This is a genomic window from Pseudomonas sp. LBUM1640 (assembly GCF_059716225.1).
On sequence record NZ_CP166816.1, the window covers coordinates 1,789,640 to 1,802,491 of the forward strand.

Consider the following 12,852-nt stretch of genomic DNA (forward strand, 5'->3'; position numbering starts at 1 on the left):
GCAATAAATGAGGTGTAAGGTATGAAGCGTTTTTTGGTAAGTTTAAGTTTTTATCTGTTTTCTACTGCTGTTTTGGCCGGGCCGCAAATCAACGTCGGCGTGGTCTATGATTATTTGGCCGGCGATAAAAGTACTTATTTGAAGCGAGTGTTTAATAGTGGCGATGCCACGGCGTTCGTCAAGATCAGTATCCTCGAAATCATCTACGAAGCGGATGGCAGTCAACGTGAGGTTCCCATAAAGGCCCAGGCTGATGGAGCTTCCCGTGATGGGCTGATGGCCAGCCCTGCACGCCTGATCGTACCGGCCGGTGGCGCCCAAGGTACTCGTCTGTTGTATATGGGTGAACGAGATAAAGAGCGTTACTTCCGAGTGCGTTTCATCCCGGTACTGCCGGAAAAAGAGGACGAGTTTGTAGTCTCCGCCGAAGAGCGTGATGACTACAAAAAAAGCTTGGCCGCCGGAGTCAATGTGCTGGCAGGTTACGGTACGGTGTTTTTTGTCCGCCCAGTACAGACCCGCTTCGACTCGCAAATCGATAATGGTGCTGCACGTTATGCGATTCGTAACAACGGCAACAGTGTCGTCGTGATCGATGAATTCAAGAACTGTTTGGCTAGCAACGAAGCGGACTGCCAGCCAACTACCAAGCATCACATTATGCCCGGGCGCACCTTTCAGTTCGAGAAAAAGGCCGGCCGCCAGTATCACTTCACCTTGCTTGAAGGTGCAGCGAGTAAAAAAATGCACGTGAAAGGCTAATTTCGCAACGGTCTTCTAGCAGTTGGCCTTGAAGAGGCAGGTGATGAAAATGTTCAAAAAAGTGATTATCGTACTCGCGGCGAGCGCTTCGGTATTCGCAAGCACGGTTGTATTAGCAGCGGTAGAGGAGCATGAATTTGAAGTGTCGGTGAGCATTCCGACACTGGCGTTTTATGTGCTTCCTTCAGACACGGGTTGGATTCATAAGGAGCAGAGACTTCCTTGGAATGTGCAAACCTCCACACTCGGAAGTTTACGCAAACAATTTGATGTCAAACATGACGCCGGTGCAATTGAGGCGCGGCTTGAGGGCAGGCCATACCTGTCGAACGGTATTGATGAAGATGATATATCGCTTGCGGTAAGTTTTAATAATGTACTTTTGAATGAGGTGGGTGCTCAAGAGGTTATTTCGACGGAGGACGGCAAGTCGGGGAAGCGGGTGTTGCTCGAGATAGTGCCTACCCCTCCAGCCGATGGCGTTTATAAGTCGGGAAATTATTATGGTAACGTGAACATTGTATTCAACGCGGTTTTGCCGGGTCTCGACTAGTACGCGATAGGGGAGGGTAACCGGGCAATGAATATCTCAGGTGGTAAGATTTTTTAAATAATAAAAGCTCGAGTGGGCTCAACGGTTTTTTTTTGTGCCGAAACTCACCTGTGAGCTTTAATTTCACTAAAATCCTTTACCGGCAAGGTATTTGTTACCTTGAATGAATTTTGTTGATTGCTCGCTCAACTTATATTCTGGTGTACGCAAGGTCTTCAAGCCTGAAACCTACGATTATAATGTTGGCGATATGGAGAGCCGGCCAGGCGCTGGGCGATTTAGGATGCTCCCTCGAAAAAGGGATTCATTGCATGACGCCGATGGCGTATTACAAATTGTACAGTGCCATCAAGAAAGCTGAATTCCAGCCATTTTTTTCCATAGACGCCTAGCCTCTGCGAGGGTTACTGTGGTGGGCGAGCCTATGGCTAGAGCTAATGGGCCTCTGTAAGTGATATCCAGCCCGTTGGTTGACTGTTATGTGGTGGTCGCCAAAAAAATATTCGATGGTTGAGGGTGATAGGATCTATGATCCTATGATCTCCAGGCCTGCTGGAGGCAAACTGTGTAATCTGACGTTTGCACGCAAGGGCACAGGTTATCAAGTATTAGAGGTTAGTATGCTAAAAGCCCTGATTGTGGATGATCATTCATTCATTCGCCTCGCCGTCAAGATGATCCTAACGCAGGAAAACTACGATGTCGCTGCGCAGGCGGGCAACGGCGCCGACGCCGTTAAGCTCGCCCTAGAGCATGAGCCAGACTTGATTTTGCTGGATATTGCTATGCCGGGGGTCGATGGCTTGGCCGCGTTGAACAGAATCGTCCAGCAGAAGATTCGCACCAAGGTGCTGGTGCTCACCTCCCTCCCTCCAGAGTTTTATTCGTTGCGTTGCATGAAGGCTGGAGCGGCTGGATACGTATCGAAATCCGGTGATTTGTGTGAATTGGTAAAGGCCATTAATGCTATCAAGTCCGGCTACACTTTTTTCCCCGACCTAACAATCAAGTCAGCGTACAGGAGTGATAGTCAACTATCAGAGTCAATGTTAATCCAGAGTCTTTCAGATCGCGAGTTATCAATTTTGCAACAACTAGCCCGCGGCTTGACAAATAAACAGATCGGCGAGTCAATGCTGCTAAGTAATAAGACGATAAGTACTTACAAGGCTCGGCTCATTGAGAAGTTGAATATCACTTCTCTCGTCCAATTGGCGGAATTTGCAAAGCGTAATGACGTTATTTGATGCGCCCCTATCTGATTGTTTTCCTGTTTGAACTTCTATCCCTGTTGTTTTTCGGTGCAATCGCTTCGGACGCAGTGACTCAAACGAGCTCGCTGCAGCTATTGGGTAGGTCAAATGTTGACCACTATAATGCTTCAATAAAAGAGGCGGATTGGCGCTGGTTAAGACACAAGAGTAAGTTACGTTTAGGTATCTCATCACCGGATTATCCACCGTTCGATATCACCAGCAATGGTCGCAACTATGAGGGGCTGACAGCCGATTACGTACAGCTGCTGTCGCAGCTGCTGCATGTTCCCATTGAAATACTTCGTTTCGACTCTCGGACAGAAGTGATACAGGCGCTGAAAGAAGGGGAGATCGACTTTCTAGGTACGGCAAATGGCTACGAAGAGTCCGACGAGTCATTAGAGCTGTCGGCGTCATACTCCGACGACCAACCCACCTTTGTCATCCGCAGGGATGATCAATGGCCTTCGCAGCCCTTGAATCTGGCAGGCAAAAAAATCGCTATGCTGTATCACTACTTGCCACCGGGAGATGTGCGTAAATTTTATACCGACTCTGATATACAAGTCTTCTCTTCGACACTCGGTGCTATAGGTGCCGTCGCCTTTGGCACAGCCGATGCTTATCTCGGAGATGCCATCAGTGCCAATTATTTGATCAGCCGTAACTATTTGAGCAACGTGCAACTTGCTGGCTTCTCCAGCATGGAAGGCAGCCGTTTTGCCTTCGCTGTGCGCCGTGGAGATAGCCATTTGCTGCGAGTGATTAATGCAGCCCTGGTGGCCATCCCCTTAAATGAAAGACTCGGTATTCTTCGCCGCTGGGGGGGCTCGGAAATCAGTATTCCCGGCCAGCAGTTGTTGCAGTTTACTGCCAAGGAACAACGTTGGATAAGTGAGCACCCTCGTGTGAAAGTCGCTGTGGTGCAGAGTTTCTTGCCGATGTCGTTCTTTGACGATCAAGGATCATTCCGTGGTATCAGCGCCGAGGTGCTGGCCAAGATCAGTCTACGCACGGGTTTACACTTTGATATTGTTCGGAGCGATTCATTGCCTGGAATGGTTGAATTGTTGCGTAATGGTAATACCGATTTGCTAGCCGCTATCACGCCCAGTGCTGAGCGTGAAAAGGAAATGCTATTTACCCGGCCCTATGTTTCCGCCCCCTATGTGCTGGTCAGTCGAACCCAGGCTCGCAGCCCACGGGTCCTAGAAGAAATGTCGAAGAAGAAATTGGCATTGATCAAGGGTAATGTTCTCCACGAGTTTATTGTAAGTCGCTATCCGCAGATTGATATCGTAGAAGCGGATAGTGCCGCGCAAGCGATGGAGTTGCTGGCGACAGGCAAAGTGGACGGTGCAATCAACTCGTTATTCAGCGCTCGCTACTTGATCTCACGACAGTACCGCGATCGTCTGCAGATTTCCAGCACCGTAGGTGACATTCCGGCACGGGTTTCGTTAGCGACCGGTCTCGGCGCGCTGGAGCTTTACTCAATCCTAGAAAAAGCGTTGTTAAGTATTTCACCCGAAGAGATGGGCGAACTTGCCAAACGCTGGCAAGGTGACGTGGGCGTTGATGAAAGTTATTGGTTACGCAATCGAGCTATTATTATTAAAGGGTTTGCCATTTCGGGGCTACTTTTACTATTGGCGTTGGGATGGATCACCTACCTGCGTAAATTAATCGGAAGGCGCGAGGTCGCAGAAACCGCGCTAATCAACCAGTTGGAGTTTATGCGGGTACTGATTGATGGTACCCCTCACCCCATCTATGTCCGGGATCGTGACGGATGCATGCTTGTCTGTAATACCGCGTATCTTGAGTTATTCGACCTTGAGCGCGAGGAGGCTATAGGCAAGCGTCTTACCGAAAGCCCCTTTGCGGATCCATTTGAAGCAGAAGCCTTCCACGATGAATACCTCAAGGTCATGACTGATGGCAGGCCTCGAATTAAAGACCGTACGGTGACACTGCCCGATAGGACTATTATCGCCGTCTACCACTGGATGTTGCCCTATCGAGACGTTCACGGAGCAGTGATCGGCTTGATCGCGGGATGGATTGATATAAGTGAGCGCCAGCGCTTGCTGGAGATGGTAGAAGATGCGCGAAAAATGGCCGATAGCGCTAATAGGGCTAAAACCACTTTTTTGGCGACGATGAGTCACGAGATTCGCACACCGATGAATGCGGTGATTGGTATGCTTGAGTTAGCACTGAAAAAAGCCGATCAAGGATTGCTTGATCGGTTTGCAGTTGAAGTTGCTTCTGGGGCAGCGCTGGGCTTACAAGAGTTGATCGGAGATATTCTGGATATTGCCCGAATCGAGTCAGGCAAACTTTCGTTGTCTCCGGAGCGTACTAATTTTCGAGAGTTAATTGAGACGTTGGTACGAGTTTTTGAAGGGGTTGCACACCAAAAACATTTGCAGTTGTCAATCAGTCTGGATGTTCCTACGGGCGATGATGTATTGGCTGATCCACACCGCTTAAAACAGATTATTTCCAACTTGCTGAGTAATGCAATAAAGTTTACCGATGCCGGTGAGGTTCGTCTAATTCTGGAAATGTTGCCTTCAAGTACCGAAGATCACTTGTCCGTTCGCTTAACGGTTGAAGACTCCGGAATGGGAATATCAAATGAGGATCAAAAACTTTTATTTAGCCCATTTACCCAAGCCAGTAACAATAACCAATCTCCCCGAGCGGGCTCCGGCCTTGGCCTGGCCATCAGCCGCACACTATGTGAAATGATGGGGGGGACGTTGCGTTTGCATAGCGAATTGGGCAAGGGGACCGCCGTCGAAATGTTGCTCGAATTACCTAGGCTTAAACCGCTCGGCGAAAAGGGAGTTCCGGAGGCGGATCTACAATTACAATGCAGGGCGCTCAATATCCTAGTCGTTGATGACTACCTTCCTAATCGACTGCTGCTGTCCAAGCAGTTGGGCTATCTAGGTCATAATGTCATTGAAGCCGGGGAGGGTGCTGACGGCTTGCGTTTGTGGCGACAACATGTCGTCGATGCAGTTATAACCGACTGTAACATGCCGATAATGGATGGCTATGCTTTAGCCCGAGCCATACGTGTCGAAGAGCAGGAGCACGGACAGCAGAGTTGTTTTGTCATGGGCTTTACCGCCAACGCTCAACCTGATGAAAAAGAACGCTGTCTGAGTGCGGGTATGGATGATTGTCTGTTCAAACCCATCAGCTTGAAAGTTTTGGAAGCACGCTTGGCTTTGGCTTTTGCTATGTCGCCTGCCGCAGATGTTGATGGTTCGCACGTGGCTGATGGACAAACAGCAGCTATTGGCTTCGGTCATCTGGATCAACTTTTCGGTGGCAATCCAGAGGCAATGAGAGAGCTGTTGGACGGCCTTGCTCAGAGTAATAAAGAGGAACTAGCCAGGTTGCCGCAGATTTTTTTTGAACAAAATATTCAAGGTCTTTTAGACCTCGCCCATAAGATTAAGGGCGCAGCAAGGATCGTAAGGGATGATGGTGTCATCGCCGCGTGTGAGCGGTTGGAAGTGTTATGTGAGTCTGAATTAGACGAGGAGGCACTGGAGGTCGCAGTTTCGAATTTGAGCGCGGAAATGACGCGACTGGAATTGAATATTTCTGCTTATCAAAAAAAGCATTGATTTTGCAATAATGTGTCCGATGCTTGAGCGCTATATCAAACATCGCATCGGCATGCTGAACTGCGTTGTCTGCGAGCGGGGACTCAAGCGGTTCACTGAAGAGCGAGACATCTTAAACACGACCGCCGCCTACTTGGCCAAGGCGTGCGGCTGAAGTACGCCTTTAGCCAGCAACGAGAGGGCGACTATTCCATGCGACGGCTTTGCCTGACGCTGAAAATCCACCCCAGTGTTTATTATGTTTGGTTGTCTGAGCCGCAATCTGCCCGCGCTAAAAACAACCAACGATTTCTGCTTTTGATCAAGCATTCATGGCAGGAGAGCGGCGCAGTTTATGGCTATCGCAAAATCCATGACGATTCGCGCGAGGTCGGTGAAGATTGTGGTCGGCATCGTGTGACGAGGCTGATGCGCCTTGAAGGTTTGCGCTCTCAGACAGGGTATCGACGCCGCCTTGGGAAGTACGGCGGTAAGCCAGCGGTCGCCTCATCCAATTTGCTGAAGCGCCAGTTCGATGTCGTGGAACCCAACAAGGTTTGGGTCACCTACCTTCATACCTATGAAGGCTGGTTGTATTTGGCGGTGGTGCTGGATCTGTTTTCTCGTCAGGTCATTGGCTGGTCAATGAAGTCGCAAATAACCAGTGATTTGGCCATTGATGCGTGATTGATGGCGGTTTGGAGGCGTAAACCGAAGTAAAAGGTGATGGTTCATTCCGACCAAGACAGCCAGTACAGCAGTTCCGATTGGCACAGTTTTTTGAGGGCGAACAATTTGGTTGCCTGCATGAGTCGCCTAGGCAGCTGCCATGACAACGCCCTGGCCGAGCGCTTTTTCCAGCGTCTAAAGAGGGAACGAATCGAGTGGAAAATCTACCACGCGGGAAGATGCTCGTAGTGATGTGTTTGATTACATTGAGATGTTCTACAACGCAAAACGCCGCCATGATTTTAACAATCAGCTGTCACCGTTAGCGTTTGAAAAGTGCTAAGCAATGAGGTTGCAAGGTGTTTAGAGAACCCCGGCGATTCAACAACCTGACCTTCCGGCGGATATACCAAGCAAATAATGGCCAGCCTCTGAAACTGAAAAAGCCTGCTGAGCTCAATGCTCAGCAGGCTTTTTAGTGGTGCGCCAGGCATGGCGCGCAGCGCCATGACTGGTGCTGTTCGACTCACTGTGGTGGTGAGTCGAATGACTTGGAGGTGCAAGTCCTCTACACACCCGGCAAGGGGAAGTGTTAGCCAGAGGCAAGGGTGTCGCGGGTGACTGCGAATCTGAAGGAAGCCCGAGGCAAAATGCTGGCCTGACGAACAGGAAGCGGATGAGGCGGCACAGCGGGGTAAGGCGGCCATAATCGTCAAAGCCCAATACTTGCACGGAACGCTGTGACGTATATCCGACAGGCATAAGCAGGAAGGTCGCGCGAATTACCCTGGGAGATCTGCAGGTTTGCCACTGTGCTACCGAGCGTCGAGAGGCGACGGGATGAACATGCAGAAGTCAGCCGAGGCCGTAGTAAGTGGCGGAAAAAAAAACCACGCCACCAAGGGCCGAACAGGTTATGCCGCCAGTAGGCGTCAGAGTCTCGTCGAATGTCGAAAAAGCAGAAATCTCTCCATAAGAGGGCTGTAACCCCAAGTCCCGGACGGAATCCGAGGCTTGCGGCTGACAGTGCGCAGACATCGGCGGCGTCTGTGACGTGGACGAACGCGGAGCCGGACACGCTGATGGCGCGGGTGCTTGCACCCGCCAACCTCAAGCGTGCGTATCAACGCGTAGTCAGCAACAAGGGCGCACCGGGTGCCGATGGCATGACGGTCGACCAGTTGGCGGGCTATGTGAAACAGTATTGGCCGATCCTCAAGGCTCGGTTGCTGGTCGGCGAGTATCACCCGCAAGGTGTACGCGCTGTCGAAATTCCCAAACCCAAGGGTGGAACACGCCAACTGGGTATCCCCAATGTCGTGGATCGCCTGATCCAACAGGCTTTGCTGCAACAGCTCACGCCGATCTTCGACCCTCTGTTCTCGGACTACAGCTACGGTTTTCGTCCGGGCAGAAGCGCCCACCAAGCCATCGAAACAGCCCGTGACCATGTTGCAGCGGGTTACCGCTGGTGCGTGGAACTTGATCTTGAAAAGTTCTTTGATCGAGTGAATCACGATGTGTTGATGGCCAAAGTTGAGCGTCATGTCGAAGACAAACGCGTACTCAGACTGATCCGCCGTTACCTTGAAGCGGGAGTTATGTCGGGCGGGATCGCCAGCCGACGGCAGGAAGGGACGCCGCAAGGCGGCCCGCTCTCGCCGTTGCTGTCGAACATCCTGCTCAACGAACTCGACCGGGAGTTGGAGCGGCGGGGCCATCGCTTCGTTCGTTATGCCGACGATGCGAACATTTATGTACGTAGTCTCCGTGCTGGCGAGCGAGTGCTGGCAGGAGTTGAGCGTTTCTTGAATCAGCGTCTGAAGCTGACGTTGAATCGGGAAAAGAGCCGCGTGGCACGGCCGTGGGTCTGTGATTATTTGGGTTATGGGATGAGCTGGCATCAACAGCCGAGGCTAAGAGTGGCAACGATGAGCCTGGGCCGCTTGCGTGATCGACTCAGAGTTCTTCTGCGCGGAGCGCGGGGTTGCAAGATGGTCAGGACTATCGAGCGAATAAACCCTGTTTTGCGCGGTTGGGCGGGCTACTTCAAGCTGAGTCAGGGCAAAAAGGCCCTCGAAAAGTTGGACGGCTGGGTGCGGCATAAACTTCGGTGTGTCTTGTGGCGCCAATGGAAACGGCCCTCCACGAGGGCGCGTAACCTAATACGCTTGGGGCTCACTGAAGATCGCGCCTGTAAATCTGCCTTTAACGGTCGAGGCCCATGGTGGAACTCGGGAGCGTCACACATGAATCAGGCGTTGCCGAAGAAACTGTGGGACAGACTCGGGCTGGTCTCAATACTGGACACGATAAACCGGCTTAACCGCATAACCTGAACCGCCGTATACGGAACCGTACGTACGGTGGTGTGAGAGGACGGCGGATGTGAATCCGCCTCCTACTCTATGTTACCGGTCTGGTCAGCCAGGCTGCGCCACCAAGCTATTACTCACATTGCGCCCCAACACCAACACCGTCACAAACCCACATCCGACCAGTGCAGTAGCCAGGCTCAACAGCACCGCGCTACCCATCTGATCAACAATCCGCCCACCAAAGAACGAACCCAAGGCAATAATTACCTGGAACAACGCGACAAACAGCGGCATGCCCCGTTCCACATCCTTAGGCGCTACCACAAACATCCAGATACTGGCGCAGGCCGGGAAGGCGCCGAAGGCGAAGCCCCACAGTGCGATCAGCATCGCGGCGCCGGTCATGCCGGTGGCGAAGTAGGGGAACAGGGCGGTGCTGGTGGCGATCATCAGTGCGACCAGCAGCAAGGTGTAACGTACGCTGCGGTTGGCGGCGAAGCCGGCAAAGACATTGCCCATCACCCCGGCCACACCATAAAGCAGCAGCAGTGAGCCAATCGTCGGTCCGTCGAAGCCGGAGCTGTTTTTGAAGAACGGCGCGACGTAGGTGTACGCCGCAAAGTGCGCCAGGCCGATCAGCAAGACGGCGATCAAGCCGACGCGTGCTTGTGGGTTGATAAACAAGGCCGGCAGGTCACGGATCTGAATGGCCTTTTCCGGGGTGAGTTTCGGCAGCAGGAATACCTGCGCCAGCAACACTGGCACGCCCACCAGCGCGGTGACCAGGAAGGTCATGCGCCAGCCCATCAGGCCGCTGAGCCAAGTGCCCACGGGCACGCCGAGGACGGTGGCCAGGGTCACGCCCATCATGATGATCGAGGTGGCTTTCGCTACGCCCACGCCCTTGGGCGCCAGGCGGCCGCTGAGGGCGATGGCCGTCGCCCAGAAACCGCCGATGCTGATGCCCAACAATACGCGGCCGAACAGCAGCAGGCTGAAGTCGCTGGCGTAAGCCACCACCGAGTTGGCGATGATCATGATCAGCGTCAGGCCGATCAGCAGGTAGCGACGGTCCATCGCGCCAATGCTGACCGACAGCAGCGGGGCGGCGAGGGCGGCCATGATGCCGGGCAGGGTCACCATCAGGCCGGCGTGGCCGGCGCTGATGCCGAGGTCACTGGCGACGTCGTTGAGTACGCCCACCGGCAGAAACTCACTGGTGACCAAGGCGAAGGCGCCCACGGCGACCGAGAGAATCGCCAGCCACTGCTGTTTGACACTCTGTTGATTATGTTCGGGAGCTCCGCTAGGGACCGGGTTGGCGCTTGGCATGATGTTGGGTTCCAGAGGTGGCGGTCGCCTGAAGCCAGGCGAGGGGAAGGGAAATTGGAGGCGATTATAGGAATCGGTTCTGGCAATGGCACAGGCGACCGTTTCGATAATAACCATCAGTGCAATCGATTCGACGCCCTACATGGCAATTGCGCCTTTCGTACATATTTCCCCTACGTTGCCTACAGGTAGCGCGTTGCACCCGTTTCGCTGACTCACTATCTTGGTGTCGACGATTTCCAGGTAGGAAATCCCACCCAGCAAAGGACATGCAGCATGAGCAAAAACACCAAAAAAACCTCCAGCACAATGGCGACGTTGGCAGCCGAAACCCTCAATAATCCAAATGCCTCAGCCATAGCCAAAAGCCTTGCCGCTTCAGCATTGGCTCAGAGCAGCACTGATAAGCAGACCAGTGCAGAGATGGAGGAGAAAGCGGGGAAGGCGCTTCAAAGCGATAAATACAGCCAGGAAACGAAATCCCTTGCTGCTTCGGTCCTCTCCCAAGCCAATAAAGAACGGGGAAACTGAGCTAAAGCTCTACCCTGAAAAAAGCCCCGTAGTCGAATGAGCTACGGGGCTTTTTCGTTTCGGCGGTTTGTTCAAGCACCTGGGCGCAGAACTAAACCACAAACTTCGCAATCATCGTATTCAGGTCTACCGCCAGGCGCGAGAGCTCCTGGCTGGCAGCGGTGGTCTGGTTCGCCCCGGCGGCCGTCTGGGCCGACAAATCGCGGATATTGGTCAGGTTGCGATCAACTTCCCGGGCCACTTGCGCCTGTTCCTCGGAAGCACTCGCGATGATCAGGTTGCCCTCGGTGATGCGGGTGATTGCGTGGGTGATCCGTGCCAGCGATTCGCCCGCGCTGTGGGCCACGGTCAGTGTCGAGCGTGCGCGTTCATTGCTGCTGTGCATCGCCGATACCGCTTGGGTCGAACCTTTTTGCACACCGCTGACCATCTGTTCGATTTCCTGGGTCGATTGCTGGGTTCGATGCGCCAGGGCCCGCACTTCGTCGGCCACTACGGCGAAACCACGCCCTGCCTCACCGGCGCGAGCGGCTTCGATGGCCGCGTTCAGGGCCAGCAGGTTGGTTTGTTCGGCAATGGCGCGGATCACGTCCAATACCTTGGTGATGTCTTGGACGCTGTCGGCCAGGCTCTGGATTTGCTCGGTCGCGGACGTGACTTCTTCGGCCAGTAGGGAAATCGACTCCACGGTGTCCATGACGTGAGTGCGGCCGTTGCCTGCCATGGCGTCACCGTCGCGGGAGGCGTCGGCGGTGCTGATCGCATTGCGCGCCACTTCATCCACCGCTGCGGTCATCTGGTTGACCGCCGTAGCGGCCTGTTCGATTTCACCGTTCTGCTCATGCAAGGCCCGTGTTGACTCCTCGGTGACCGCCGAGAGCTCTTCCGCCGCTGATGCCAGTTGATTGGACGAGTCGGTAATCTGATGGATTGTTTCGCGAAGGTCCGATTGCATGGTTTCCAATGCACGCAACAGCTGCGCAGGCTCGTCGTTGCCTTCCACCACAATCGACACGGTCAGGTCGCCCTTGGCCACTTGCTCGGCGATACGTACCGCTTGGTGCAACGGCAGCACGATGCTGCGGGTAAACAGGGTGGCGAGCAGTGCGGTGAGGAATGTCGCCAGGGCCATGGCGATGAATACCCATTTCACTGCGCTGTTGTACGTAGCGTCGGAGCTCGTGGCCGCGTCGTCGGCTTCCTGGATATTGATCGCGAGCAGGTTTGCCAACTCGGAACCAAGCTTGTCGCCCAGGGCGATCAGTTCGCCATTGAGCAATGCGATAGCGCGTGGGCGCTCGCCGTTTGCCGCGAGGGCCAATACCTGCTGCTGAACTTGCAGGTAGTGTTCTTGGGCCGACTTGAAGCGTTCGAACGTGACGCGCTCGGCGTCCACTGTGAGATTGCTTGCATACCGCGCGTCGTGGGCCTGAATCTTCTCGCGCAGCTGCGAAAAAGCCGGCTGGCTGGCCTTTACCTGCTCGGCGCTGTCGACCAGCATCACTCGGTAGGTCGCGGCACGGATTTCGGACATGGCGGTTTGCAGGTCGCCCAGGGCCAGGATGCTGGGCAGCCAGTTTTTATCGACTTCATCCGACTGCCTGGCCATATCGCGCATCTGGCTTAGAGAGAACAGTCCCAGCAATACCACGAGCAGTCCAACCAGGCCGAAGCCAAAGGCCGAACGCAATGCTATTTTCATCTTTCTTAAACTCATGAACTCCCCCGGTGACAGAAAAAAGGAGGGGTTGCAGCATGGATTGTCCACGCGAAAGCGCAGGAGGCACCGGCTGCACCCCTCT

7 protein-coding genes and 3 pseudogenes are annotated in these 12,852 nt (G+C 53.6%); 7 read left to right on the forward strand and 3 right to left on the reverse strand.

Going from position 1 to position 12,852, the window contains the following annotated elements:
• Positions 1 to 21: 21 nt before the first annotated feature.
• From ACA065_RS08020 to ltrA, 6 genes and pseudogenes are all read left to right on the forward strand, one after another.
• Positions 22 to 762, forward strand: a complete 741-nt coding sequence (locus ACA065_RS08020; protein ID WP_497694048.1) for a molecular chaperone — start codon at positions 22 to 24, stop codon at positions 760 to 762.
• 49 nt (positions 763 to 811) lie between these two features.
• The gene (locus ACA065_RS08025) at positions 812 to 1,315 is read left to right on the forward strand and encodes a CS1 type fimbrial major subunit (RefSeq protein ID WP_497695313.1); all 504 of its coding nucleotides are present in this window, start codon (positions 812 to 814) and stop codon (positions 1,313 to 1,315) included.
• 620 nt (positions 1,316 to 1,935) lie between these two features.
• Positions 1,936 to 2,562 carry a response regulator gene (locus tag ACA065_RS08030; RefSeq protein ID WP_497694049.1) on the forward strand — a complete coding sequence of 209 codons (627 nt, stop codon included), beginning with the start codon at positions 1,936 to 1,938 and terminating at the stop codon, positions 2,560 to 2,562.
• Positions 2,562 to 6,221 (forward strand): transporter substrate-binding domain-containing protein, encoded by a 3,660-nt coding sequence (locus ACA065_RS08035; protein ID WP_497694050.1) that lies wholly within the window; start codon positions 2,562 to 2,564, stop codon positions 6,219 to 6,221. The genes ACA065_RS08030 and ACA065_RS08035 overlap by 1 nt, the downstream gene beginning before the upstream one ends.
• A gap of 51 nt (positions 6,222 to 6,272) precedes the next feature.
• Positions 6,273 to 7,212: pseudogene (locus tag ACA065_RS08040) on the forward strand (IS3 family transposase); the annotation flags it as partial.
• 573 nt (positions 7,213 to 7,785) lie between these two features.
• A pseudogene (ltrA, locus tag ACA065_RS08045) lies at positions 7,786 to 9,208 on the forward strand (group II intron reverse transcriptase/maturase).
• An 84-nt stretch (positions 9,209 to 9,292) separates the two neighbouring features.
• On the opposite strand, the gene ACA065_RS08050 reads toward ltrA, so the two are convergent.
• Positions 9,293 to 10,519: an MFS transporter gene (locus ACA065_RS08050; RefSeq protein WP_497694051.1), complete on the reverse strand. Its 1,227-nt coding sequence runs from the start codon at positions 10,517 to 10,519 to the stop codon at positions 9,293 to 9,295.
• Positions 10,520 to 10,795: 276 nt separating this feature from the next.
• Between ACA065_RS08050 and ACA065_RS08055 the strand changes: the two genes are divergently transcribed.
• On the forward strand, positions 10,796 to 11,050 hold the full coding sequence (locus ACA065_RS08055; protein ID WP_497694052.1) for a hypothetical protein: 255 nt from the start codon (positions 10,796 to 10,798) through the stop codon (positions 11,048 to 11,050).
• Positions 11,051 to 11,141: 91 nt separating this feature from the next.
• Here ACA065_RS08055 and ACA065_RS08060 read toward each other — a convergent pair whose 3' ends face one another.
• Both ACA065_RS08060 and ACA065_RS08065 read right to left on the reverse strand, forming a co-directional pair.
• Positions 11,142 to 12,005, reverse strand: a complete 864-nt coding sequence (locus ACA065_RS08060; RefSeq protein ID WP_497695314.1) for a methyl-accepting chemotaxis protein — start codon at positions 12,003 to 12,005, stop codon at positions 11,142 to 11,144.
• Between the two features lie 39 nt (positions 12,006 to 12,044).
• Positions 12,045 to 12,767 (reverse strand): annotated as a pseudogene (locus tag ACA065_RS08065) (MCP four helix bundle domain-containing protein); the annotation flags it as partial.
• Positions 12,768 to 12,852 lie beyond the last annotated feature (85 nt).

Coding starts and splice junctions, on each gene's coding strand:
- ACA065_RS08035 (WP_497694050.1), top strand. CDS start 2,562: ATGCGCCCCTATCTGATTGTTTTCCTGTTTGAACTTCTATCCCTGTTG.
- ACA065_RS08055 (WP_497694052.1), top strand. CDS start 10,796: ATGAGCAAAAACACCAAAAAAACCTCCAGCACAATGGCGACGTTGGCA.
- ACA065_RS08025 (WP_497695313.1), top strand. CDS start 812: ATGTTCAAAAAAGTGATTATCGTACTCGCGGCGAGCGCTTCGGTATTC.
- ACA065_RS08050 (WP_497694051.1), bottom strand. CDS start 10,519: ATGCCAAGCGCCAACCCGGTCCCTAGCGGAGCTCCCGAACATAATCAA.
- ACA065_RS08020 (WP_497694048.1), top strand. CDS start 22: ATGAAGCGTTTTTTGGTAAGTTTAAGTTTTTATCTGTTTTCTACTGCT.
- ACA065_RS08060 (WP_497695314.1), bottom strand. CDS start 12,005: ATGCAATCGGACCTTCGCGAAACAATCCATCAGATTACCGACTCGTCC.
- ACA065_RS08030 (WP_497694049.1), top strand. CDS start 1,936: ATGCTAAAAGCCCTGATTGTGGATGATCATTCATTCATTCGCCTCGCC.